Origin of the sequence: Trichocoleus sp. ST-U2 (assembly GCF_039961875.1) — a bacterium.
Taxonomy (GTDB): domain Bacteria; phylum Cyanobacteriota; class Cyanobacteriia; order Cyanobacteriales; family FACHB-T130; genus FACHB-T130.
The window spans coordinates 31,280-55,410 of the sequence record NZ_JAMPJY010000006.1 but is presented as its reverse complement, the minus strand read 5'-3'; the positions used below and the strand labels follow the sequence as shown (position 1 = coordinate 55,410).

Here is a 24,131-nt window from a genome sequence, read left to right as displayed (position 1 = left end):
CCGCTTCTTGTGAGAGTCTTCACCTGTGTACCAGGCTTATCTACACTTGGCATCAGAGTTTTTACGGGATTTTCGATTCAGTTGCTCAAAATTATTGGAATTAGTGTTTTCCAGAGTTGAAGAATTGTAAAATTAGGAAAGCATAAGTCTACCCGTGGCGTTGAGAGCGCATTCAAGGTGCGACGGGATAGAAATCAAAGAGATGCGATCGCTATCTATCCCATGACTCCATCTTCCTCCACCACTCCAACTGCACCTACGGCTGCCCATATCGTCACGAAAACTTGGACTTGGCAAGGTTTTCCCATCTGCTACCAGACTCAGGGAACTCAAGGGCCAGCGGTTGTGCTGGTACATGGATTTGGGGCATCTTGGGGGCACTGGCGCAAAAACATCCCGGTGTTGGCTCAAAATTGCCGCGTCTATGCCATTGACTTAATTGGCTTTGGTGGTTCCGCGAAACCCACCCCAGGGGGCAAGATTTCCTACACCTTTGAAACTTGGGGACAGCAACTCGCTGATTTTTGCCGCGAGGTGGTGGGCGGTTCCGTTTTTTTAGTCGGAAATTCCATCGGCTGTATTGTGGCAATGCAAGCAGCAGTCGATCATCCAGATATTGTCTTGGGAACTGCCCTCATTAACTGTTCTCTGCGGCTGCTGCACGACCGCAAACGCGCCCAGCTGCCCTGGTATCGCAGTTTTGGCGCACCCATCGTTCAACGACTGCTGGCAGTCAAGTGGATTGGCAAATTCTTCTTTAGCCAACTTGCCAAGCCGAAGGTGGTAAGGAAGGTTCTCCTGCAAGCCTACAAGCATCCGGAAGCGGTGACAGATGAACTGGTGGATATGCTCATGGCACCCGCGTTTGATGAGGGGGCTGTGGACGTTTTTGTAGCCTTTACCCGCTATTCTCAAGGGCCGCTGCCGGAAGACCTGCTGCCCCTTTTGCCCTGCCCGACAATCATACTCTGGGGAACGGAAGATCCTTGGGAACCCATAGAACTGGGGCGAGAGTTTGCCAACTACCCCCAAATTGAGAAGTTTATTCCCATCGAAGGTGTCGGGCATTGTCCCCAGGATGAAGCGCCTGAGTTAGTTAACCCGATTTTGCAGGATTGGATATTGCAGATGTACTCGGACAATCAAGTTTTAGCTGAGAATACTTAGAAGTGCTGGAATTGGGGCATCTATAGCAATTCTCTATTGGATGCAGTACGGTTTAACCCCTCCTCTGCCCCTCCCCGTAAACCTCTCTAGGTTCAATATTCCCCCTCCCCGTTCACGGAGAGGGGTTGGGGGTGAGGTTCCGAGTGTGTATATTGCACCCAACTGAGAACTGCTAAATGCTTCATTTAAAATGAGTCCCGGTTAGCACTCCGCTTAAGCCAGTCTTGACCCAGCTGAATCGTCACATCCGAAACTAGATTGCCCGTACTTTCAACACGCACTTCCCCGAATCCCAGCGAACGGTAGATGGCTTTGGCACTATTTCCATCTCCCTGTTGAGCCACTACGTGCGTTACCCGCAACGGTTCGGGCCACGGGTCGTCAACGTAGACATTCCGGTAGCCAGCATTCCTTAGCGTGTTGATTAAAGATTGGACAGCCTTCATATCACCTGTACTATCTTGAATCGCTACCCGGATATAGGCTGGGTCAGTTGCTTCACCACCGTCCAATCCCTGGTCAAAATGCTGCGCCATCATCGTCTGGATGCGGCGGCGATTTGGCACCCAGTAACTCACCTCATGATGCCCACTGCCACTAAAGTCACCCGGTACCATTAACATTTGCACTTGGGAACGGTCGGTCTTGACACCATAGCCAACCAGGGCTAACAACTCCTCAACCGTCAAGTTGGTGTCAATATGCGACTGAATAACCGAAAGAATCTTCGGCATTCTCGCTAAAGTGGTTGGATTCAGTGCTTGCTCCATCAGTGCCCGCATTACCATTTGCTGCCGCTGAATCCGACCGATGTCGCCATACTTGTCATAGCGGAAGCGCAGCAATTGCAGCACTTGATTACCATTGAGATGTTGTTTTCCTGCTTTCAGGTTGATGTACAGGTGCTGGCTCTCATCTCGATATTTCATATCCCTGGGGACATAGACGGTAACGCCACCCAAGGCGTCCACCAGCTTTTCTACCCCCTGAACGTTTATTCGGATGTAGCGATCGATTCCCACGCCGCTGAGGAGTTCGCTGGTTGCCTTAGCACTGAGGGCTGGTCCCCCCTCAAGATTCGCTGCATTAATCTTGGTAACGCCGACGCCCTCAACAAAGGTGCGGGTATCCCGTGGGATTGATAAAGCCGCGATTTTTTGCGCCTCCGGGTCAAACCGCAGCAAGAGCATGGTATCTGATAGACCCTCGAAGGAGTTTACCAGCGCGTGGTATCCCAGATTTTTCGTTTCAGGAGGAGGGTTATCCAGGTCGGAGGAGATGACCTTGATTCCCATGACTAAGATATTTACCGGGCGGGTCAGTTCTGGCAATCGCATACTGGTGCGGGAAATGCGATCGCCATCAAACACCGCAGCTTCTTCCGGACTTAGCTGGCTTTGCAGCAACGGCGTACTGGAAAAAGACACGGCTAACAAAGCTCCCGCAGTTGCTGACAGCATTGCCACCCCAGTCAAGCCCAACCCAAGCCAAAGCCAGTTCACCTGGTTTCGTTTTTGAACAGGCCTTTTCTTGATGGGTTGATTGGATGTTTGCCCCCACGGGCGTTTTTCAGGAATTTTTCGGGCTGACACTGGCTTCCTCACACACGCAAAAAAGATAACACGAATTTGTGTTCAAGGTAGGGGCGCGGAATCTGGCAATCTGGAGCTGGGACGTTTATTTCTAACAAAATCCGTCCTTAAGAAGGATTGCACTAGAACACTCATAGCAGTTTTTCTACCGATTTACTGCAAAATCAGGCAAACACTGGCAAGAGTTTAACCTCATTTCGATAGAGATGCGTAGGCTAGAGGGAGAACCAGCTATCAAGTGCATAGGCCAAATCTTCATTCGACCTTCCCCATTCCTTACTTTTGTTCAAGGAAAGCATCCGGATACAAATGGGTTGCGCTCGTAACTCCGGTTGCTTTCTTTGAAAAAATACTGTGCGCCTACAACCTTTCTTGCCTCGTCCCAAGCTGAGGCGAACTAATACACGCTCGTTTAGGACAAGTGTTTGCGAACGGCTCCCTCCGCAAGCCCGCTAACACCCGGAATACGTACAGACTTCCGTTGCCACAGACGCACCATCAACCATAAGCTGACCAAAAAATAACCCGATGTCAATAGACCATTGATAAATAACAAACGCAAGGTTAAAGTTTCTGAAGCTTGTGCAACTCCAGCCCCCAATAAACCGTATGCCAACAGCCAACCGAGCGCCAGCGTTACCGATAGCCTACTCACAGTTTGTTGTTGCCGGTCGCTATCACGTCGGTATAACGTCCAGAGGGCTGGGAAAAAGCCAACTACAGGAATCAAATAGATAAACAGTTGGTAAAGTGGGGTTTCCAACCCGTCCCTCTTGATGTCTTGATTTTCAAACGGGTCAATGTCTTTCATTTTGGTTCCACAATAGACCCCATAAATAGAACGGTTCCAGTTTGATTATCTCGAATACAAGCGAAAAACGGGCGGTTAACAATCATCTCGAAGGGTTCCTCTGGGATCGGTGCAGATGTTGTCATTACTCCGACGGCAGTGACTGCGGCTGCTTCGGTTCCTGCTTCGTTCACTTCCACAAAGGTTTTGTGCTTGACTTGATTGAGCTGGAGTGGGATAGAACTCATCTGAGTAAAATTAGCATTTGAGTCGAAAGCTACTTCCATACCCAGCGCTTTGAGAGCGTCGTTGAGTTCTATGTCGTAGTCCATTTTGAAGCGAGGCATCTGGATGAATCCCGGTTTCGTTTTGAATTGAGTCATCCATTCCTCCCAGTTTTCAGTATTTAGCTGCTGGTAAAAATTTGTAAGTTTAAAATTTTCTTTTGGCAGAAAAACATATAAGCTAAGTTTTCCTTTTCCGTAGGGTAGACTAATGGCTTGAAACTGGTCGTTTTCGTAGTATTTATATTTATCCCTTTGAGACATCATTGGGTGTTGTTTCTGAGTTCCATCGGAAAGATAGAACGGTTCAGTTGTTGTTTGCTTCTGGTCAAATTTCTTTGTCCAAGTCCCTTTGAAGTAAAGAGCGTTGATCAAAAATAACACTTGATCGGGTGGAATTTCGTTGACAATTGAATTGATTTTACCGCGAGTATTTTGTTTTACCCAGTTATTAATGTCAGATATAGCGCTAGGATTTCTAAAGTCTAGTTCTGCAATTTGCGCCTGATAAAATTGGCGATTTTTTTGAAGAAAATCTGGGTTAAAAGAGAGGCCTTTCTTTGCCCAAAGAGAGTTGGCAATGGTGAGCTGCACTTGGGGGTCTGGATTTTCTAAGAGCGCTTTCAAGGCGTCATTGGATTGATTGACTTCTTGTAGGCTTAATCCTTGCAATTCCAAGGTTTTTGCCATTGCTTGTTGAGTATCGCCGCTAGCACCGTTGTAGGTCATCGAGAGTGCGATCGCTACACTAGAAGGCGAGACAAAAATATTCTTGCCGCTGTCCTCTTTTAAAATTTCTTGGAATAGTTTGAACCCAAATTTTGTATTCGCCGCAACCAGTCTCGAATCCACAGTTTTCTTCTGGCGCTGACTGATGGTAGGAGAGGTTCCAGGCTGCCTGGGTTCGCCCATTGCAGCCTGCGGATTTTTGACCATCGAGCATCCCAGGAAACCGAGTAGGATGATACTGACTGATGTGATCGCTACCATTAAACTGAACATTGGTCGCTTCATATAGCTGTTTATATTGCCGTAACATTCCTTTTCTAGAATGACGGCTAACAGCCAGGGACGTTCCACTGGTTACGGTTTTGGCAACTGATACCAATTTACTATTTTGATGTCACATTTGCGATCCCCCCAACCCCCCTTCAAAAGGGGGGCAATAGACGTATTTGTGGCAGACATAAAGTGAAATGGTATGAACTGGATCGAAGAAGGTTTAAGGAGCGTGTCTATAGAAGGCGCGATATTTTGTTAAACGCACCCCTATATTCTTCAATCTCAAATCGCGATTTTATGTTTAATTTTTCCCTTTGAGTAGCTCTTTCGCCGGTACCGTCCACCAAGCTAAGGCATAGGCTTGAGTATTTTCATTGAATTTCTGACGATATTGGACGCGAATTTTGTAGCGACCCGTGGCAGGAATTTCCTGAAAAATGTGTTCTACACTATCAACATCGCTTTCCGAAGACCAGATACTCTTGCTGATATCATTATCTTCGGCTCGCATCAGGTAGATATCGAGATTGTTTAAGCCGCGATCGCTAAAACTTTCCCCGACATCAAACTGCTTGTTGTTATTTTGATCTTGTAACTCCACGCGCCTATCCCAGGCGAGCGTGATCGAGGCAAAACTCCCTTGCTGCAATGGTTGGTTCAAGACATAATCCTGAAATGCAGACTCCTTCACTGTGCGGTAATCCCAACCGACCAACGGCACCGGCTTTTCAGAATTCCACTGACCGGGACTAAATTGCTGGTAAGCCCGAAAAGTATTCATCTGTCCGGTACCCATTTGGAAGTCTAATGGGATTTTCCGGTCTTTGTAAGCATCGGAGGCTAACCAGTCGCGGTTATCTTTAGTCAAAATTGTGCGACTCATCGCTTGGCGCAGTCCATCGCCAGTGTCTTTGATTTTTTCTGCGGAGTTCAGCAGCACAGCTTTCATAACTTCATGACGACGGGCGTCTGGCGTCCAGTTGGGCTGTTGTGTTCGCAGTTGGCGATCGCTATATTCTTGTAACAACGCCACAGATGCGGTGACATGGGGAGCCGCAAAACTCGTTCCAGTGACACGAGTTTCCTTACCCTTAATGTCTAATACCTCGATCTGGCTACCGGGTGCTACTAAACTAATCGAGCGACGGGGGCCAACATTAATTTCCCGGTCAAGCAGACGCTTCGCAATCCCGATAGGCGCAGCGCTCAAGTTGGCAAAATCTACTTTCGTAAAAATTCCCTCGCGGCGCGTTGTATAAGCAACATTGACGCCATTATAGTTATCGGTGGGAATCGGAATCCCCCCAGTCCCTTGATTCCCCGCTACTACATAAAGCGAGTCGTGGACGCGAGCCGACCAGTCAATACACTGGGTTAGTAGAGCGTTGCCATCCAGAATCGGGTTCGGTCGAGAATCTCGCTCCAGAGACTCTCCAAAACTAAAGTTAATTGCCCGAACATCGCCCCCATTTTGCATTGCTACATACTGCGTGGATAAGCACTCTTCCGGTTGACCTGTTTTTTGCGGTGCGCCAACAGCTGAAGCATACAGTCGTGCCTGCGGTGCCACTCCGGGGAAACCTTTATCCGAGCTAATCATCACGCTTGCTACCATTGCTGCGTGCCCATCAACATTACTATCAGCTTTGGCTGGGGCATCTCGATAAAAGACTCGGATCAAGGAGAAGGCTCGATTCCGGGAAACCGCTTTATCCAAACCAAATTGTCCCGGTCTTCCAATCTCTACCTGACCGATAGCAATCTTACGACCCAATAAGTTATAAGGAGCAGCGTGTAGCCTTTGGGCATCAATGCCCGCTTCTCCCAGTGATGAGGTTTCGTTAGCCAGAGAGGAAGGAGCGGTTAAGGCGGTAATTCCCAGCCCCCAAACAAGCCATGTTAGTTTTTTAAAAATCTGCTGGTGAGCCACGCAAGCTTCTCCACTGAAGTTTTGAAGGTTGAAGGTTGAAGGTTGAAAATCTTAGTTTCAAGGTTGAAGGTTAGAGATTGAAGGTTAAATTCACACTTCATCGTTCATACTTCATACTTTTTTAAGGCTTGCCACGTCTTTTGTTAAACTGAATACCAGACGAGGACGCAAGAGAGTATAAATAACCATGACCCAAACGCCATCCCAGAAGCCGATTGTTATCGCTCCATCAATCCTATCAGCTGACTTCAGTCGATTGGGAGAGGAAATTAAGGCGGTGGATGCCGCCGGTGCAGATTGGATTCACGTTGATGTGATGGATGGTCGCTTTGTTCCGAATATTACAATTGGCCCGCTGATTGTAGAAGCGATTCGTCCGGTTACCCAAAAGCCACTGGATGTCCACTTGATGATTGTGGAACCAGAAAAGTATGTCGCAGATTTTGCGAAGGCGGGGGCAGATCATATCTACGTTCATGCGGAACACAATGCTTCACCGCATCTGCACCGGACTCTAGGACAAATCAAGGAACTGGGTAAAAAGGCGGGGGTCGTTCTCAATCCTTCTACTCCTTTGGATTTGATTGAGTATGTGCTGGAGATTTGCGATCTGGTATTAATTATGAGCGTTAACCCCGGTTTCGGCGGTCAAAGTTTTATCCCAGAGATGGTGCCGAAAATCCGGAAGTTGCGTCAAATGTGCGATGAACGCGGTCTTGACCCTTGGATTGAAGTGGATGGCGGACTAAAAGTAGATAATACCTGGCAGGTTTTGGAAGCAGGAGCGAATGCAATTGTTGCTGGTTCTGCTGTGTTTAAGGCGAAGGATTATGCACAGGCAATCGAAGGGATTCGCAATAGTAAGCGTCCTTCACCAGAATTAGCGACTGTGTAGAAAGAATTTAATAATTTGCCTGTAGAGACGCGATGAATCGCATTCCTACTAGATGAAAAAAGCCTGCGATCGCAGGCTTTTTTTGTTGTTAGATAAAGAGGGCGTGCCAGAATAAGTACCAGCATTTGGCAATCGTGAAAGATGGTTTGGACGAATGGGCAAACGTTGTTTGGCGATCGCTATTTTATCGAAAAGCGGCTAGGCGAAGGCGGTATCGGCATTACCTATCTCGCCAGAAATAAACGCGGCGAACTGCGGGTAATTAAAACCCTGAGAGAACAAATTCTCAATCATCCCGCTTGGATACCGCGCCAAGCAAAACTACGGCAAGATTTCCGCGATGAAGCGCTGCGGCTGGCTTTGTGTCGTCACTCTCATGTGGTGCAGATAGAAAATGTCTTTGATGAAGGGAATCTGCCTTGCATAGCGATGGAATACATCGAAGGCGAAGACTTGGATCGTCGTGTCTTCCGAATCGGCGTACTATCGGAATCAGAAGCGCTGCAATACATCGGGCAAATCGGCGATGCTTTGACGGAGATTCACGAACGCGGCTTGCTGCATCGGGATCTCAAGCCCAATAATATTATGTTACGCGCTGGCAAATCGGAAGCTGTGCTGATTGATTTTGGCATTGCCAGAGAATTTATCCCCAATGTTATCCAGACGCATACAGAAAATCTTACTCCTGGCTACGCGCCACCCGAACAATATATCCCCAATGCAGAACGGGGAGAATATATAGATGTCTACGCCCTAGCCGCCACATTGTATACTTTGCTGACCGCAGAGGTTCCAATGCCTGCGCCTGCGAGATTGCAAAATATTCCTTTAGCACCACCGCAACAGTTAAATCCCAACATTAGCGACCGAGTAAATCAGGCAATTATGCGGGGAATGGCGCTTAATCAAAAGTATCGCCCTCAGTCTGTGCAGGAATGGTTGGATTTGCTGGGATGCAATGTAGGGGAGGGTTTAGGAACAATACCCTCTACACAATCGATAACACCTAATCCAAAATCCTCTCCAAAATCCACTCCTTTAAACCCTTCCTTACCAGGAAAAAGCCAAAATCTAAAATCCTCAACACCTGCTGTAGCGGTTCCTCAAACTTGGCGGTGTGTAATGACTCTCACAGGTCATTCAAACTATGTTAATTCCGTCGCCTTTAGCCCGGATGGGCAGATACTGGCTAGTGGTAGTGAGGACAACACTATCAAACTGTGGCAACTGGGTACCGGTAAAGAAATCCGCACTCTCACAGGTCATTCCGAGTCGGTTAATTCCATCGCCTTTAGCCCGGATGGGCAGCTACTTGCCAGTGGCAGTTCGGACAAAACTATCAAACTGTGGCTACCGAGTACGGGCAAAGAAACCCTCACTCTCGCTGGTCATTCCAACTTAGGGCAAACACATCTAAACTCTAGATTCCTTTTTCGGTCTGGGTTTCATGAATTCATAAGTATAAATACTCAAAGAATCAAACCCTTGTTAAGTGGGCAGTTCAAAAATAAGATGCGTTTGCGCTGTCATTTCGACTCGGTTAGATCAGTCACCTTTAGCCCGGATGGGCAGATACTGGCTAGTGGCAGTATGGACGACACTATCAAACTGTGGCAACTGGGTACCGGTAAAGAAATCCGCACTCTCACAAATTATTCTTACTCGGTTAGTAGATCAGTCGCTTTTAGCCCGGATGGGCAGATACTTGCTAGTGGCAGTTTGGAAGAGGAAGAGGAGGAAGAGACTATCAAACTGTGGCAACTAGGTACCGGCAAAGAAATCGGCATCCTCACTGGTCATTCCCACACAGTTTATTCTGTCGCCTTTAGCCCGGATGGGCAGATACTGGCTAGTGGCAGTGGGGACGACACTATCAAACTGTGGCAACTAGGTACCGGTCAAGAAATCCGCACTCTCACTGGTCATTCCTACCCAGTTAATTCTGTCGCCTTTAGCCCGGATGGACAGATACTGGCTAGTGGCAGTGGGGACAAAACGATTAAACTGTGGCAACTGAGTACCGGCAAAGAAATCGGCACCCTCACTGGTCATTCCCACACAGTTTATTCTGTCGCCTTTAGCCCGGATGGGCAGATACTGGCTAGTGGCAGTGTGGACAAGACTATCAAGATTTGGCGGTTGTCTTCCTAAAAAAGGACAGTTTAATTTATAGAATCTCAAGGGATTAACAAAGGTGAGCGTTAAGCTACATCCTCATGCTCAAGCAAGATTAATTGAGTGTGGTGCAGCTGAGGCAGAAGTTATTGCCACTGTTGAAGGTGATACACTATTTCCTGCCCAATTGGAGCGAACAGGGTTTAGGCGTAACTTTCCCTTCAATGCTGAGTGGCGAGGAAATTATTATTCTACGAAGAAGGTGGAGGTTATCGCTGTTAAAGAAAACGAAGAAGACTGGCTGGTTATCACTGTAATTGTCAAATTTTTTTAGGGACAATATTTTATGAGACTAACTTACGATCCTAGATACAACGTCGCTTATATCTACTTACAAGAAAAAACAGTACAGGTGGAAACCATCCAAGTGAGCGATGAAATGAATGTAGATATAGCGCCTGATGGAACTATTTATGGAATTGAACTCCTTAATGCCAATCAACAATTGGGAGCCGATAATCAGGGAAAGCTGGTTTTAGTAAATGAAGCTTTGGGAGAATCTTCTGAGATTAAATTGGCACTGGAAAAGTCTAAAAATTGACCACCTAGCTAACATTTACTCGAAACATTGAATTTCTTAAAGTGCTAAGTTGTTAAACCGAAAAAGGCGCTCCAATTTGACTGGAGCGCCTTTTTTTACTACCTATTGCTGTCTAACAGTAACGGGTTTTAGTGTCTGCGACCGCCGAGCCACTTAGCTGCCATGATGCCAAATACAGCGGCAACCACTGGATTGCTCAGAAACTTCATGATAGCTGGTTTATCAGCTAATACATCTTGAAAGATGTCAGGATGAGTGTGATAGGTAAAGGTAGCCAGTTTGCTAACATCATCTGCACTCATGCGGCTGGGGTGATGCGTGGAGAGACTTAATTGTTGCTCTAACTGGCGGTCATTGAGTCCTCTTTCCTTTAACCGCTTGAAGAACTCCCGCGCCACGTCATCCCGTTCGCTGGGTTGAATCTGCGCGATCGCTTTTTGCAGTTCTGGTTCCATCTGGCTGACAGGAATGCTGTCTGGATGTAGAGACTTCCCAAACAGTTGACGGCGTTCGTCTCTAGAGGAACGTTGAGCAAAGTCATCAAAATTTTGATAGTCGCTGCTAGGATCGCTTGGAGCGTCCTGCATCATTTCGGAGTCACCACCAGCCAAATCATTCATGATTTGACGCTTATATTGTTCGCTGCTGGTCATTTTCTTATCTCCTGATTCAAAAGCTAAAAGAAAAAATCGTAAATTCTGGGTAGAGAGGGGATTCACCCCATCTCTACAAATGCACCTTCTAAAGTAGTTAAAGCTAGATGAATTGCCCCAGCTTTCACCATTTCCCCTTAGTTAAACTAAGCACCTTGATACTGAATTTGTTTTGACTGCTCATCATATTTTGCTGTCAAAATCAGTTTTTTATCTGGCGCATACATCAAAATGGTTAAATCTTGGTTGGGAAAATTCTTGTGGAATCCTTGAGCTAAAGAGCTTGCTAAACTTTTAACTTCGTTAGGACGAACTTGGGGCGTAATCACAACTCCCAATTTGTTGTTATCACGGACGTAGGCATCCTTGACTAATCCTTTCGCTGTCTGGACTACCCAGTTACCAAATTCTTGACCGGCGGCAGTGCTACCGCGTTCCAACTGTTGATATGCGACAATGCTGTTAGCACCGCTACTCGCACCCGGTAGAGCTTTCGGTTGAGTTGCTTGGCTGGCTCCACTACAAGCTGTAGCTGTAGAGAGGAACAGAACCAAGACTAAAGCCGTAAAAATTTTCCGAAATTGCTGAAGAAAATTCACCTCAGTCTCCTATTAAACTTGTCTTTACAAGACAGAATCAGGGTGTTGCCTGTCTGTGGTATTGGCTGCATTAAATAAGGGAGAAGGTCTAGATGAATCTTTTCAGTAGCTAGACCTCCAAAGTCAAGTATTAGGCGTTATCAACCAAATCTTTTGCCTTATCTTTCACATCTTCTTTGGTGTGACTTACTTGGGCTTCAGCTTGCTTGGCTTTTCCTTCAGCTTTATCTTCTGGATCGCCAGTTATATTGCCGAGCGCTTCTTGGGCTTTGCCTTCGATATTTTTGCCGGTTGCTTTAGCTCTATCTTCAACGCTCATTTTTTTCTCCTAATCTTTCAAACAGTTTTTATTTTAGAAGATGCGTTAAATTTGCTTTATTGCCGCAGTCTTCTTTTGCTTCTATGTATTCAATGTATCTAGTTTTGTTTACATAGCCTTCTGCCCCCAGACAGAAAAAATGGGGATCGCTATTATTACTCTTTACCTATGCTCAAAGAATGAGCATTTCCTACGGCTAAAGGTAGATGATAATTTAAAAAACTTCTTAATTTTTACAATAGGAAATCTTGTCACGGCTAAAAACGTGGGATTATTATCCCATTCATAAGTTCCCTTCAACAGCTCTCTCGAACCTTTGCAGTAAAAGCGCCCCTGCGCTAGAAACAAGCAGCTTCCCAAAGTTGCAGAGGGAGTGCTAATCAAGTAAATGGGGAGAAGTAATTTAGTCCCAAGTGCAACTAAAATGCGATCGCTAAAAACTTGGATGACACAATCTCATTTGCAAGCAATGTTGAAGCCGATAAACGAATCAGCGATCGCTTTACCGCTTGAATACAAAAAATAAGAATTGTCAATATTTATTAAAATAATTATGCTGTTGGCGATGAACGTGCATGGCAGTGACAAGTTAGGATTTATTTCTGGCGATCGCTTAGATGAGCAAGGCATAGAAGAGGGCAAATGGCTAGGATGAGAGAGAAGAGAGATGTGGTAATCTGCCGACCAAGCTCCAGGCACGAAAAACAATTTTCTTAAAGCTTCTTAAAACTGTATGACGCAATTTTGTCTGCAAGCTCCCTTTCAACCGACGGGCGATCAGCCGAATGCGATCGCGCAACTCACGAAAGGCGTAAAAAAAGGCGATCGCTTTCAAACCCTACTGGGAGCGACGGGAACGGGCAAGACATTCTCAGTAGCAGCCGTTATTGAGAACGTCGGCAGACCCACGCTGGTATTGGCGCATAACAAAACGCTCGCTGCTCAATTGTGTAACGAATTGCGGGAGTTCTTTCCCCCAAATGCGGTGGAGTATTTCGTCAGTTACTACGACTACTATCAGCCAGAAGCGTATATTCCCGTCACCGACACATATATCGAGAAAAGTGCTGCAATTAACGACGAAATTGATATGTTGCGACACTCCGCCACGCGATCGCTTTTTGAGCGGCGCGATGTCATTGTTGTGGCTTCTATTAGCTGTATTTATGGTTTGGGAATTCCCTCGGAATATCTCAAAGCCGCGATTCCCTTAAAGATGGGGCGAGAAGTGAATCAACGCGAGTTGCTGCGAGATTTAGCTTCCGTGCAGTATAGCCGCAACGATGTAGAAATGGGGCGAGGAAAGTTCCGAGTTCGGGGCGATGTGCTGGAAATTGGCCCGGCTTACGAAGATCGGATTATTCGCGTAGAATTCTTTGGAGATGAAATTGACGCCATTCGCTACGTTGACCCCGTAACCGGCGAAATCCTTCAGAGTATGGACGCCGTAAATGTGTACCCAGCGCGTCACTTTGTCACCCCAGAAGATCGGCTAGAAGCCGCTTGTAATGACATTGAACAGGAACTCAAAGATCGGCTGGAAGAATTAGAAAAAGCTGGGAAATTACTAGAGGCGCAACGACTCGATCAGCGTACTCGCTACGATTTGGAAATGTTGCGGGAAGTCGGATATTGCAATGGCGTTGAGAACTATTCTCGACATTTAGCAGGACGGCGTGCGGGAGAACCGCCAGAGTCCTTGATTGATTATTTTCCCAAAGATTGGCTGTTAGTGGTGGATGAATCTCACGTCAGCGTCCCGCAAATTCGGGGGATGTACAATGGCGACCAAGCACGAAAAAAAGTGCTGATTGAACATGGTTTTCGCCTCCCCAGTGCGGCTGATAACCGTCCTCTGAAGTCAGAGGAGTTCTGGGAGAAGGTAAATCAGTGTATTTTTGTTTCTGCAACTCCCGGTAACTGGGAGATAGAACAGTCAGAGGATCGAATTGTACAACAGGTAATCCGTCCGACTGGCGTACTCGATCCAGAAATTTTTGTGCGTCCCACGGAAGGACAAATTGACGACTTGTTAGGTGAGATTAAAGACAGGATTGACAAGCGAGAACGGGTGCTAGTTACTACCTTAACTAAGCGCATGGCGGAGGATTTGACAGAATATTTACAAGAACGAGGAATTCGAGTCCGCTATCTGCACTCAGAGATTAACTCGATTGAGCGAATTGAAATCTTGCAAGAGTTGCGCGAGGGCAATTTCGATGTGCTAATTGGGGTTAACTTGCTGCGAGAAGGGTTGGATTTGCCGGAAGTTTCTCTGGTGGCGATTTTAGATGCAGATAAAGAGGGTTTCTTACGCGCAGAGCGATCGCTCATTCAAACCATTGGTCGCGCCGCTCGTCACATCCGGGGACAAGCCATCCTCTATGCTGATAATCTCACCGATAGCATGATCAAAGCGATCGACGAAACCGACCGGCGGCGGGGGATTCAGATGGCATATAACAAAATGCACAACATTACACCCCAGCCGATTATCAAAAAAGTCAATAACTCAATTTTGGCTTACCTAGATGTTTCGCGGCGGCTGAATTCTCAACAGTTGGAAGAAATTTACGAACAGGCGGACGATTTGCCTTTAGAGAATATTCCAGAGTTGATTACCCAACTGGAAGCGCAAATGAAGGAAGCAGCAAAGAATTTGCAGTTTGAAGAGGCTGCAAAATACCGCGATCGCATTAAGCATCTACGAGACAAATTACTCGGTCATTAAAAACGCTTAAGCGCCTCTCTTTTCTTACTTTGCGTCCTTCGCGTCTAAGCGCTTCGCGCAGGCTTCGCCAACGCGGTTCAAAAATTCAACAGCGATCGCACTTTGACTGGAAAAACAGGGTGAAGAGCGATCGCATCCATACACCAATCAGCCATCTGAAAGCCAAGTTGAGCAATCTTCATAATTGAGTTCACCGACTCAGGCATCACCCGTCCAGCCTATGAACGCCATCACCAACGGCGTTGGCTTAGGATGGCTGATTGATCCCAAGACGAAGCAGGTAGAAATTTACCGTTTAGGGCAAGATGTAGAGGTGTTGGAGTTTCCTTTAACTCTATCTGGCGAGGATGTGCTACCTGGATTTGAGTTGGATTTGAATGAGGTATGGTGAAAGCTGATTTTTGGTAAGCGATCGCATCCAACCCGAATGGGATTCACTGCTAGAACATTGCTACACAGATGCCAATTCTCGGTACGAGCGGCACCACCTCATTAGTTCCGCATATTCCGGAAGGGCGCTAGATAAGGCATACCAAGGATTTCTGGAAAATTTAGCAAGCGCAATTTTTTGTCATCCCAGCTAATCCCCTCATCCAGAAATCATGCTCTCAAGGAAAATAAACCTTACCCTAAATTTCTACCTTTTGATTGTGGTGAATGGTACTGGCGATATCCGTACAATGTTGGCGATCGCTGTCTGAAACTTCACTGCCGTAAATGCAGTTAAACTTTATAAGAGGCGACTCTTACTTTGTCGTGCCCATCTCATAACCCCAACGTTCAGGGTGCCACGAGAAAACCTAGCGTCCCTGGCGGCTCGTGGAGCGTCAATCTGGCTTTGAATCGTCAAATGTCGATTTTTCTCCGGCATCTACCCACAGCCGAGTCATCTCCCCGCGTCATCAGCGGCTGACGACGATCTTCCAGATTAGGCAGTGCTGAAACCAGAAAAATTAAATTTGCATCTGCATCTTCGATCTTGTTTGCAAAGGGCAGAGCTTCTCGATAATGTTGGCAATTCGCGCAGTCCTAATTATGTTCGTGGGGTTGCGATTTCAACCAGTACTTCTGGGCATACTAAGAGTATAGAAGAGCATCATTAAGCTTAGGAATGTAACATATGCTTAATTACGATCGCGTATCTGAAAAAACTGCTCTGAAACCGATGTCTGTTGATTTTACTGTAGCCATTCCGACTTATAACGGGGAAGACCGTTTACCTGATGTCTTAGAGCGACTGCGATCGCAAATTCATACCGAGCAATTTGTCTGGGAAGTTTTAGTTGTTGATAATAACAGCTCAGACAACACCGCCAAAGTTGTTCGAGAATACCAAGCAAACTGGCCTTTCGCTTATCCTTTAAGATATTGTTTTGAACCCCAACAAGGACTTGCCTTTTCCCGTCAACGTGCAGTCCAAGAAGCCAGAGGTAAGTTGATTGGATTTCTTGATGACGATAATTTACCAACATCTACGTGGGTTGCAGCAGCATACACATTTGGGCAAAATCATCCGAAAGTTGGCGGTTATGGGAGCCGCATTTATGGTGACTTGCAAGGGACTCCTCCCAAAAATTTTGAAGAAATCGCTTGTCTGCTCGCTATTGCAGACAGGGGAACAAATGCTCTATGCTACGAACCCCACAAAAAGGTTCTACCACCTGGAGCTGGATTAGTTGTGCGTCGCCAAGTCTGGCTGGAAAGCGTGCCGAAAAATTTTATTCTTCACGGGCGAATTGGCGACAATATGCTGGCAGGAGAAGATTTAGAAGCGCTATTACATATTCAACAAGCTGGATGGGAAATTTGGTACAACCCTGAAATGTGTATTTACCATCGAATTCCCCACTGGCGCTTAGAGAAAGACTATTTAATCAAATTATGTCGCGGCATTGGTTTGAGCCGCCATCGGACTCGGATGCTAAGTTTCAAACCTTGGCAGCGACCCGCCGTTTTTTTTATGTATATGGTTAACGATTTACGTAAAATATTATTTCATCTCATCAAGTATAAATTTTCCTTGAAAGATGATATTGTAGCTGCTTGCCAAATGGAGCTTTTTACTAATAGCCTGATTAGCCCTTTTTATATTTGGAAAACCCGACTACGTACTTATAACATAAAAATTGATTAAATTCTGTGTAGAGAATTTGCCGTTTAGATTGTAAATATTCTCAATATAAAAGCTTTACTTTCTCTTCATACAGGGAGTATTCGTCTCGCTTAAACTGGTCTTTAGCTGGATCAACAGTGAAAACTTTATGGAAGCGATCGCTCTAAAGGCCTAAGCTTTTCTTCCAATCAGTGCTGTTGATACCTCAAAAGGCATTCTCGTTGGCGATTCAAAAACCCTAGGAACTATCGGTAACTTTAATTCTCATACCGTATGAACAATATTACGACAGCAATTCCCTTTGTGGATCTTCAACTCCAACACCAGCCTCTTCAAACACAGATCGAGGAGGCAGTGCGGGGTACGATTCAACGAGGAGATTTTATATTAGGTCAGGCTGTAGCTGACTTTGAGGCGGCGTTTGCCAGTGCCTGTGGTGTGGCTTATGGCATTGGAGTCGCTTCGGGAACAGATGCGCTAGCGCTCGGATTAGAAGCCTGTGGTATTGGTGCCGGGGATGAGGTCATTTTACCCACCAATACCTTCATCGCCACTCTGATCGGCGTTGTCCACGCTGGTGCCACACCGATTTTAGTCGATTGCGATCCTCAAACTGCGCTAATTGACTTTACAGCCGCCGAAAAAGCAGTCACAGCCAAAACCAAAGCGATCGTTCCAGTGCATCTGTACGGGCAAATGGTTTCGCCCCGCCAACTTTTGGACTTCGCCAACACCCACAACCTGATTGTATTTGAAGACGCGGCTCAGGCTCACCTGGCAGAGCGAGAAGGTTATCGTGCTGGTTCGATTGGCAAAGCAGCAGCTTTTAGCTTCTATCCCAGTAAAAATTTGGGGGCAATAGGAGATGGAGGCATGGTCATTACCAATGATGAAGCAGTCGCGAAGAAAATGCGATCGCTCCGCAATTACGGGTGTTCCCGTAAGTATTACCACACTGAACCCGGTACCAATAGCCGACTTGATACCCTGCAAGCCGCTGTCCTCAACATCAAACTCCCTCATCTTGCCGACTGGAACCACTCACGTAACCAAGCAGCCCAGCAGTACGACGCCTTATTGAAGCCGCTGGCAAACTCTGGAATTTTCCCCATCCAAAACCAAAGTGGCAACGGTCACATTTATCACCTTTATGTTGTTCGTGTCACTGAAGCTTGTCCCCTCGACCGGCAGACGATTCAAGACAAACTAGCGGCTGTTGGTATTCAAACCGGCATCCACTACCCCATTCCCTGTCATCTTCAACCCGCCTTTGAGAATCTCGGCTATCAAGCCGGAGACTTCCCCCAAGCCGAAGCTCTAGCACTGGAAATTTTATCCTTACCGATGTATCCAGGCTTAAGCGATACCCAAGTCCATCAGGTCATTGATACTTTGCAAACCTTGTGTGTGAGAACCTGATGAATTTTCAATGTAAAAAACGCTAAGAATAATGATTCTAACTTTGCGCTTAGCATTAAAAAAGCTTAGAAAATTAAGGTCAAACTATGCATTTTGAGCGAAAGATTCCGATTGCCATTGAGCGTTACTTGCTAGCAGGAACCATTGTTGCTTTGCTGGTGATTCTGTATGCTCCACTGTTATGGCACTGGTACGATGGCTGGTTGAACAAAAATATCAGTATTGAACATGAATATTACAGCCACGGTTTAATTGGGTTGCCTTTTGCCGCCTATATAACCTGGTCAAATCGACAACAATGGCGTCAGTTACCAGATACAAGTCATCCACTAGGCGCAGCCTTGCTAGCCTTGGGCGGGGTATTTTATCTCAGCGGCATTACTGACCTGATAAATTTATCCTTTCCTGCTGTATTAGCTGGACTTTGTCTGTGGCTGAAAGGAGTTCCTGGCTTCAAACTTCAAGGCTTTCCTTTGTTACTCGTATTTTTGGCAACGCCGACCCAAATTCCTTACTTACTAGCTCCCTATACCTTGCCCCTCCAGCGATTCATTGCTGCAACAGCTGGTTTCATCCTGACTCAGTTCGGGATGAATGTTACTGTCAACCAGATTTACTTATTCGTAGGCGGACGAATTGTAGAAGTTGCGCCTTTCTGCGCTGGACTTAAGATGTTATTCACCAGTCTTTATGTAACCTTGATGTTGCTTTACTGGACGGGTGCTTGGGCATCTCGTACGAAGACGATTTTGTTAGTCGTCGGTGCAGTAGTCATTAGCGTTACTGGTAATATCGTCCGCAATACGCTGCTAACTTTCTTTCATGGTACTGGCCAAGAAAAAACTTTTGATTGGCTGCACGAAGGCTGGGGCGGTGATGTTTATTCTGCCTGTATGTTGGGGTTAATTGTGCTTCTACTCAATGCGATCGATCGATATATTTCAGATGAGCCTCAGAAGGATGAAGCATGAAACTGCCCAAGAAATTGCAGCGCTTTCAATTTTCTAAAGTCGTCTTACTGAGTTTTCTTGTCGGACTGATGGCAATTGGCGCAGTTCCTAGTTACTTGACAGGACGCTGGTCTTGGGCAAATCCCCCACGAGTGACCAACCTCAAACAACTCAAAAATATACGGCAGGCTGGTCTAGCGCTTCCCGGCTGGCAGACTCAACAACAGGATACCGTAACGATTGGCGGTCATAAATGGTCGATTCAGGAACTCCAGCAGGATGAAAAAAACCAGGTAACTTTGCTGCTTTTGCCTCAAGAAGATCGCAAGGCTCAACCAGAGGTTGAGTGGATGGATATTAATGGGTTTAAAGAGTGGCAGACCGATCAAGAGCAGCGGTTGCAGTTTAAGGTTGAAACTCAAGCACAAACGGGAACCCAAAACACTACAGAATCTGGAACTTCTGCTACACGTCCGACATCTTCCGATGTTAAGGCGCGTTTCTTTCGCGGTTGGACTCGGCAGCAGACCTTCGCCGTGCTTCAGTGGTACGCTTGGCCTGGAGGAGGAAATCCGTCTCCTAGTGGTTGGTTCTGGGCGGATCAAATGGCTCAATTGCACCGTCGCCGCTTACCTTGGGTTGCTGTTAGCATCTTGATACCGATGGAGCCTTTGGCTGAGGTTGAAACAGCTCTACCGCTGGCTAAATCGCTCGGTCAAACGGTTCAAGCTGCTTTGATGAAAGAGTTATGAGTTGAGAGTGGGAGGGGAAGTTTGCTTGACTCGCTTGGATTTGAAGAATGAATTTACTGATAACTACACTCTGTGCAACTTTTCGAGATGTGCAACTTTTTGAGAATTGTCACCCTTGATGCAACCCGGTGGAGTTTAGAAGCCAAACGGCTTTCTAACGGGTAGAAGTTTATCGCATCTTGAGCCAAGGATGTTGGAAGGGAACCTAAAGCTCCATAAGGGTTTTAGGATTTGCAATCGTGCCAGTCTAAAACATCACGGGATGAATTTCTGGGGAGGAACTTCAAGACGCGATCGCTTTGTTGAGAATGCAAAGAAAGTTGCACAGTAAGTTATAACTGATAAATTTGATGATCGGTTCCCTAAGGTCTTAGTGAATATACTTATGTCTCGCACTTCTGGAGGCCGGTTCCACCGCTTCGCCGCCTTCTTTCTCTTCACTCTCCACACCACTGTCTACACGTTGCCGAGTAGTGTCCTACTCTGGATGCTACACTCAGGGACTTTTGCTGGTAGAGGGATGAGTCAAACTTTACCCACCTTACCCAACTCGGTTGCGCCTCCCCTCCCGCCTCCACCTCCTCTCCCTAACACCAACGAGAACATACAATCGCCGGTGGTGATTCCAGCAGCTCCTATCGATCCCACCAGTCCGCCGCCACCGCTGGGTTATCCATCACCTCAGCCGTTTGAGGGACAGCCGACCCAGTTTAATAATCGCTACCTGCTAGGCACGGGAGATACGATTTCGGCGTTGGTTGAGCGTTTTCCAGACTTGAGTTTTCAAAGCGTCATTGACGCGGAAGGAAACATCGCAGCACCCCTGTTAGGGAAAATACCTGTATTAGGTCTGACTCTGGAAGAAGCCCAGGAAAAAATTCGTTTGGGCTTAAACCGCTTTGTCATCGATCCCGCCGTCACTGTAACTCTGGCAGGTCAACGTCCAGCCCAAGTTACTATCAGCGGCGAAGTCGTTAGACCTGGTTTTTACACCCTGGCTCCTGGCGCTCAACTTTCTGCGGCATTGCTAATCGCTGGTGGCAGCACTAATCTCGGCGATCTGCGATCGGTTTTGGTGCGTCGCGCCCGGATCGATGGCTCGACAATTGAGCAACGGGTTGATTTGTTTACGCCGCTGCTAAATGGACAGTCACTCCCCAATTTACGCTTACAAGATGGCGATGCAGTAGTCATCCCGAAGCTAGAAGTTGCCACGGAGCAAAACTACGATCGAGCGCTAGTTTCTCGTTCTACTGTGTCTCAGCAGCAGATCAACATCCGAGTTTTGAGCTACGCTGGTGGGGGAATTGGTAGTATTAGCTTGCCCAACGGTAGTACATTTGTTGATGCTTTAAGCGCGATTGGCCCTAGTCCAGATAATTCTAACCTGCGAAATATCGCCCTGATTCGATTCGATCCCGAACGCGGCAAAGCAGTTACTCAGAAAATAGATGGGAAAGCAGCGCTACTGGGAAACATTGCTCAAAATGTCCCCCTAAGGAACAACGATGTCATTGTGGTGGGTCGTAACTTAGTTGGGAAAATCACTTATGCCTTGAGTACTTTTACTCAACCCTTCCGGGATATTTTGGGATTTCTGCTATTTTTTGACCAGCTAAGAGAAAGTGCTACCGATCTGTTTGGTCCGACGAATGATAATAACAATAACTCCGATTAAAGAAACTGGTAATAAATTTTATCTCAAACCAAAAATATATGAGAGAATAGATGGTAAAAAATGCTAAGCCAAAGCAGCAAAACAAGAAAAATATTTAGTCTATATTTTTGATTTCTACTTGTTTCTAATCCTTATTTCCTCATTAGCCCCTAGGCCCGAAAACGACCATGACTCCTCCCATTGTTAAGCGTTATCTGATCGCCCTGGATCAACATAAATGGATTGGATTAGCTGGTTTTACTATCATTGTCGGTGCGTCAGCCGTCATTGGTATACAACCATCACCAGCTCCTGTTTTCAAGGCCACAGGGGTGCTGGCTTATAACGGGCCGATTGCACCATTTTCAACGACGACGCAAGCGATTCAAAAGCAGGGTCAAGAGCTGAATGAGGATACGCTGCTAGCAGAAAATGTGGTCAAAGCAGCAGCAACGCGGGTGAAAGCAGACACAACACAAATTGCTAAAAATGTGAAAGTAAAGCTGCCGGAGGAGGACGAACCGAAGGTTATTCAAGTTTCTTACAGCGATAGCGACCCGAAGCGAGCGAGTGCAACCTTGGAAGCGCTAATGCAGGGAATGGTGGAACAGAGCCGTTTGATTAACAGCTCCCGGCTACGGGCGATTATTGACTCTATCAGTGCCCGGTTATCTCCTGCTGAAATGCAACTTAAAGAGGCGCAACAGAGACTAGAACAGTATATCCGCACAGAGGGACCCGCACTGGTTGCCGCTCAGGATGGGAGGACACTCGGTGCAATTTCTGGCAGCCAAGAACAGCAACGTCAGCTTCAGATGACTTTGGAGGGAATTGACACCCAAATTCGCAGTCTGCAAAACAAGTTGGGTTTGACGGCGGCTGAAGCTTACACGTCTTCTGCCTTGAGTGCTGACCCAATTATTAACAGCTTGCGATCGCAAATTCATCAAACTGAAACCCAGCTGCAAATTCTCAGCCGGGATTTGCGGCAGGAGCATCCTCAAATCATTCAGCTGAAAAAACAGCTAACAGCCTACAATGAACTGCTATCGTCGCGAGCATCGGAGGTAATGGGTGGAGGCGGTGTAGCAGCACCCTTGCCCCCCAGCCAAATTCGCAGAGACAGTAGCCTCGACCCCACGCGGCAAGGTATGGCAAACACGCTGGTAGCTTTACAAACCCAGCGCGAAACGCTGCAACAGCAACTACAGGCTAGTCGCAAAACCGAGCAGCAACTCCGTGCTGAATATGTAAAAATCCCCAATAAACAGCTGGATCAAGCCCGACTACAACAGCAAGTTCAGCTCAAACAAGGTCTGTACGATAAGATGCAGGTGGCATTAGTCGATGCCAAGGCAGCAGAAGCCGAGACGGTTAGCAGTCTCACCATTGCCCAACCGCCACAAATTGCTGCTAGCGAGCAGAAGAGCCAGAGCTTACCGTTAACGGTAGCCGTGGGAGCTTTGGTCGGAGTATTAGTTGGCGGCGGATTGATTTTCCTGTTAGCGATGCTGGATGGCACGTTCTACACGGTCGAGGAAGTGCGGGCAGCACTACGACAACGGGATGTTCTGGTGCTGGGTGAAGTGCCTTTCGTTGTCCTCCAAGATCCGCAATTGGGCGAGACGCCGGTTCTGCTCCAGCAGGATTCTGTTTATCACGAGTATTACGAGCGCTTCCGCAGCAATCTGCGGCGAGCAAGCGATCAACCCTTGAAAGTTGTGTTATTGACCAGCACGATTAGCCAAGAGGGTAAGACAGTCAATGCTTATAACCTTGGAATCGCATCGGCTTGTGCTGGCAAGCGCACTCTAGTGATAGAAACTGATTTGCGATCGCCTTCTGAGTCCAAATTCCTGAAAGTCTCTCCCGATCCGGGTGCTAGTCTAGAACCCCTACGGTACTACACTCAGTTAAGTGAGTGTATCCGTTTAGTTCCAGATATTGAGAACCTATACGTGGTGCCTAGTCCCGGCCCGGTACGTAATGCTGCTGCCATTTTAGAATCCAGCGAACTCAGGCGGCTGATCGAAGATGCGCGAGGTCGTTTTGACTTGGTGATTCTCGATACCCCTGCCTTAAGCCGGTGCAACGATGCTCTCCTATTGGAACCCTACGCCGATGGTATCGTGCTGGTGACTCGACCCGGTTTCACCCAGGAGAGTATTTTGGTAGAGGCAGTCGATCAATTGACCGAAGCAGAACTACCACTGGTGGGAGCGCTCATCAATGCGGTAGACACGCCAGTACAGGTTCCCAGCGCGAACAATGAGGACATTGAAGCCGACATAGAAGAAGAAGAAGAAGAATTAGAACCTTCCCCTTCTCGGTCAGAAAAAGTGCCAAATGAGTACATTAAGCGCTAATCATCGCAAATCTGGGTTGGATATCCATCCCAGATGGAAACCGCTAATGACAAATGGCTAACCGCCCATTGTAGAAAGGTAATGAGCAGTTAGCCATTCGTAAAAAACCAAGCTGTAAAGCGTCTAAAAAAACCAGTTTAGATTATTGGTTGTAGCACAGGAGAAGAAGTGACGGCTTTTCCTGTTTTCCTGA

Annotated in this window: 21 protein-coding genes and 1 pseudogene; 15 read left to right on the top strand and 7 right to left on the bottom strand. The window is 46.9% G+C overall.

Annotated elements, in window-relative coordinates:
• The first annotated feature begins 222 nt into the window (after nucleotides 1–222).
• Nucleotides 223–1,167 carry an alpha/beta fold hydrolase gene (locus tag NC996_RS05625; RefSeq protein ID WP_190687744.1) on the top strand — a complete coding sequence of 315 codons (945 nt, stop codon included), beginning with the start codon at nucleotides 223–225 and terminating at the stop codon, nucleotides 1,165–1,167.
• A 185-nt stretch (nucleotides 1,168–1,352) separates the two neighbouring features.
• Here NC996_RS05625 and NC996_RS05620 read toward each other — a convergent pair whose 3' ends face one another.
• From NC996_RS05620 to NC996_RS05605, 4 genes are all read right to left on the bottom strand, one after another.
• A complete protein-coding gene (locus NC996_RS05620) occupies nucleotides 1,353–2,759 on the bottom strand; it encodes an LCP family protein (protein WP_190687556.1) in 1,407 nt (468 codons plus the stop codon).
• 412 nt (nucleotides 2,760–3,171) lie between these two features.
• Nucleotides 3,172–3,570 carry a hypothetical protein gene (locus tag NC996_RS05615; protein WP_190435880.1) on the bottom strand — a complete coding sequence of 133 codons (399 nt, stop codon included), beginning with the start codon at nucleotides 3,568–3,570 and terminating at the stop codon, nucleotides 3,172–3,174.
• The gene (locus tag NC996_RS05610; RefSeq protein ID WP_190687741.1) at nucleotides 3,567–4,847 is read right to left on the bottom strand and encodes a serpin family protein; all 1,281 of its coding nucleotides are present in this window, start codon (nucleotides 4,845–4,847) and stop codon (nucleotides 3,567–3,569) included. Before NC996_RS05610 ends, NC996_RS05615 begins: the two co-directional genes overlap by 4 nt.
• Before the next feature lie 289 nt (nucleotides 4,848–5,136).
• Complete coding sequence (locus NC996_RS05605) at nucleotides 5,137–6,750, bottom strand: S8 family serine peptidase (RefSeq protein ID WP_190414340.1); 1,614 nt, start codon at nucleotides 6,748–6,750, stop codon at nucleotides 5,137–5,139.
• Nucleotides 6,751–6,952: 202 nt separating this feature from the next.
• Between NC996_RS05605 and rpe the strand changes: the two genes are divergently transcribed.
• The 4 genes from rpe (at nucleotide 6,953) to NC996_RS05585 (ending at nucleotide 10,379) form a co-directional block, all read left to right on the top strand.
• A complete protein-coding gene (gene rpe, locus NC996_RS05600; RefSeq protein WP_190687554.1) occupies nucleotides 6,953–7,660 on the top strand; it encodes a ribulose-phosphate 3-epimerase in 708 nt (235 codons plus the stop codon).
• Between the two features lie 141 nt (nucleotides 7,661–7,801).
• Nucleotides 7,802–9,814, top strand: a complete 2,013-nt coding sequence (locus NC996_RS05595; protein ID WP_190687551.1) for a serine/threonine-protein kinase — start codon at nucleotides 7,802–7,804, stop codon at nucleotides 9,812–9,814.
• A 43-nt stretch (nucleotides 9,815–9,857) separates the two neighbouring features.
• The gene (locus NC996_RS05590) at nucleotides 9,858–10,112 is read left to right on the top strand and encodes a hypothetical protein (protein WP_190687548.1); all 255 of its coding nucleotides are present in this window, start codon (nucleotides 9,858–9,860) and stop codon (nucleotides 10,110–10,112) included.
• Nucleotides 10,113–10,124: 12 nt separating this feature from the next.
• Nucleotides 10,125–10,379 carry a DUF2283 domain-containing protein gene (locus tag NC996_RS05585; protein ID WP_190687545.1) on the top strand — a complete coding sequence of 85 codons (255 nt, stop codon included), beginning with the start codon at nucleotides 10,125–10,127 and terminating at the stop codon, nucleotides 10,377–10,379.
• A 128-nt stretch (nucleotides 10,380–10,507) separates the two neighbouring features.
• Here the strand turns inward: NC996_RS05585 and NC996_RS05580 are convergent, their stop codons facing one another.
• The 3 genes from NC996_RS05580 to NC996_RS05570 all read right to left on the bottom strand — a co-directional run bounded on the left by NC996_RS05580 (nucleotide 10,508) and on the right by NC996_RS05570 (nucleotide 11,950).
• Entirely contained in the window at nucleotides 10,508–11,032 is a 525-nt protein-coding gene (locus NC996_RS05580) for a hypothetical protein (RefSeq protein WP_190414265.1), read from the bottom strand.
• A 146-nt stretch (nucleotides 11,033–11,178) separates the two neighbouring features.
• Nucleotides 11,179–11,631, bottom strand: coding sequence for a hypothetical protein (locus NC996_RS05575; RefSeq protein WP_190414267.1), 453 nt, complete (start codon nucleotides 11,629–11,631; stop codon nucleotides 11,179–11,181).
• Nucleotides 11,632–11,761: 130 nt separating this feature from the next.
• A complete protein-coding gene (locus tag NC996_RS05570; RefSeq protein WP_190414269.1) occupies nucleotides 11,762–11,950 on the bottom strand; it encodes a CsbD family protein in 189 nt (62 codons plus the stop codon).
• A 529-nt stretch (nucleotides 11,951–12,479) separates the two neighbouring features.
• Between NC996_RS05570 and NC996_RS05565 the strand changes: the two genes are divergently transcribed.
• The 10 genes and pseudogenes from NC996_RS05565 to NC996_RS05520 all read left to right on the top strand — a co-directional run bounded on the left by NC996_RS05565 (nucleotide 12,480) and on the right by NC996_RS05520 (nucleotide 23,938).
• Nucleotides 12,480–12,605 carry a hypothetical protein gene (locus NC996_RS05565; RefSeq protein WP_348245633.1) on the top strand — a complete coding sequence of 42 codons (126 nt, stop codon included), beginning with the start codon at nucleotides 12,480–12,482 and terminating at the stop codon, nucleotides 12,603–12,605.
• Nucleotides 12,606–12,683: 78 nt separating this feature from the next.
• Nucleotides 12,684–14,681: an excinuclease ABC subunit UvrB gene (uvrB, locus tag NC996_RS05560; protein WP_190428900.1), complete on the top strand. Its 1,998-nt coding sequence runs from the start codon at nucleotides 12,684–12,686 to the stop codon at nucleotides 14,679–14,681.
• Between the two features lie 229 nt (nucleotides 14,682–14,910).
• A pseudogene (locus NC996_RS05555) lies at nucleotides 14,911–15,072 on the top strand (Uma2 family endonuclease); the annotation flags it as partial.
• 360 nt (nucleotides 15,073–15,432) lie between these two features.
• The gene (locus tag NC996_RS05550; RefSeq protein WP_190428899.1) at nucleotides 15,433–15,594 is read left to right on the top strand and encodes a hypothetical protein; all 162 of its coding nucleotides are present in this window, start codon (nucleotides 15,433–15,435) and stop codon (nucleotides 15,592–15,594) included.
• A gap of 252 nt (nucleotides 15,595–15,846) precedes the next feature.
• Nucleotides 15,847–16,815, top strand: coding sequence for a hormogonium polysaccharide biosynthesis glycosyltransferase HpsE (gene hpsE / locus NC996_RS05545; protein ID WP_190435872.1), 969 nt, complete (start codon nucleotides 15,847–15,849; stop codon nucleotides 16,813–16,815).
• A 252-nt stretch (nucleotides 16,816–17,067) separates the two neighbouring features.
• On the top strand, nucleotides 17,068–18,213 hold the full coding sequence (locus NC996_RS05540; RefSeq protein ID WP_190687542.1) for a DegT/DnrJ/EryC1/StrS family aminotransferase: 1,146 nt from the start codon (nucleotides 17,068–17,070) through the stop codon (nucleotides 18,211–18,213).
• An 86-nt stretch (nucleotides 18,214–18,299) separates the two neighbouring features.
• Nucleotides 18,300–19,184: a cyanoexosortase B gene (crtB, locus tag NC996_RS05535; protein WP_190687540.1), complete on the top strand. Its 885-nt coding sequence runs from the start codon at nucleotides 18,300–18,302 to the stop codon at nucleotides 19,182–19,184.
• Nucleotides 19,181–19,915, top strand: coding sequence for a cyanoexosortase B system-associated protein (locus NC996_RS05530; protein WP_190687537.1), 735 nt, complete (start codon nucleotides 19,181–19,183; stop codon nucleotides 19,913–19,915). Before crtB ends, NC996_RS05530 begins: the two co-directional genes overlap by 4 nt.
• A gap of 385 nt (nucleotides 19,916–20,300) precedes the next feature.
• Complete coding sequence (locus NC996_RS05525; protein WP_199303209.1) at nucleotides 20,301–21,593, top strand: polysaccharide biosynthesis/export family protein; 1,293 nt, start codon at nucleotides 20,301–20,303, stop codon at nucleotides 21,591–21,593.
• Between the two features lie 167 nt (nucleotides 21,594–21,760).
• Nucleotides 21,761–23,938, top strand: a complete 2,178-nt coding sequence (locus NC996_RS05520; RefSeq protein WP_190687535.1) for a tyrosine-protein kinase domain-containing protein — start codon at nucleotides 21,761–21,763, stop codon at nucleotides 23,936–23,938.
• Nucleotides 23,939–24,131 lie beyond the last annotated feature (193 nt).